1 protein-coding gene is annotated in these 239 nt (G+C 43.9%); it reads right to left on the bottom strand.

From position 1 onward, the window contains the following. Positions 1–239 (bottom strand): GTP-binding protein (locus tag AAEY83_RS18275; protein WP_351061532.1); only part of this gene is annotated, 239 nt, incomplete at both ends.

The raw sequence follows: 239 nt of genomic DNA, 5'->3' as shown, positions 1-239 counted from the left end.
ACGCCACACTTATCATGCCTTTATCAAGGATGAAGGCTACAATGTCATCAAGCCCTTCGCCTGTTTTCATGTTACTAAAGACTACCGGCTTATCGCCGCGCATTTTTTTCGCATCATGTGCCATAACCTCAAGCGATGCGCCTACTAAAGGGGCAAGATCGGTTTTATTAATAATAAGTAAGTCAGATTTCATGATGCCAGGTCCACCTTTACGAGGGATTTTATCGCCTGCTGAAACA

Origin of the sequence: Psychrobacter sp. TB20-MNA-CIBAN-0197, from assembly GCF_040309765.1 — a bacterium.
GTDB lineage: Bacteria > Pseudomonadota > Gammaproteobacteria > Pseudomonadales > Moraxellaceae > Psychrobacter > Psychrobacter submarinus.
Note: the sequence above shows the minus strand (reverse complement) of the source record. Positions and strands in the feature narration are given on the sequence as shown.